Annotated in this window: 1 protein-coding gene; it reads left to right on the top strand. The window is 41.4% G+C overall.

Going from position 1 to position 331, the window contains the following annotated elements; all coding sequences use genetic code 11:
- Nucleotides 1–22 precede the first annotated feature (22 nt).
- Entirely contained in the window at nucleotides 23–172 is a 150-nt protein-coding gene (locus tag C6N31_RS46430; protein ID WP_368860202.1) for a ubiquitin-conjugating enzyme E2, read from the top strand.
- Nucleotides 173–331 lie beyond the last annotated feature (159 nt).

Below are 331 nucleotides of genomic sequence, written 5' to 3'. Positions count from 1 at the left end.
GTCCAAGCAATGGGTTTCTCCACTGCAGGTTCTTCTGTCAATTTGTTCTTTGCTTACCGACCCAAACCCAGATGATCCATTAGTTCCTGAGATTGCTCACATGTACAAAACAGACAGAATGAAGTATATTTCCACGGCTAGATCATGGACCAACAAGTATGCAATGGGCTAGATCCTTTGGGGTTTATGTACTGTGTATTGAAGGTGATCATATGTTGCTGGGCCAGAGGCCAGTGAATAAAAAAGATGCCCCTTTTTTATGTTTCTTCTGTACATCTAAAGTTTTATCAGCGTTGTGTTGCTTTGTTGTGAAAGACATGCACAAATGCAC

It is taken from the genome of Streptomyces fildesensis, assembly GCF_016107395.1.
In the GTDB taxonomy this organism is placed as follows: domain Bacteria; phylum Actinomycetota; class Actinomycetes; order Streptomycetales; family Streptomycetaceae; genus Actinacidiphila; species Actinacidiphila fildesensis.
Note: the sequence above shows the minus strand (reverse complement) of the source record. Positions and strands in the feature narration are given on the sequence as shown.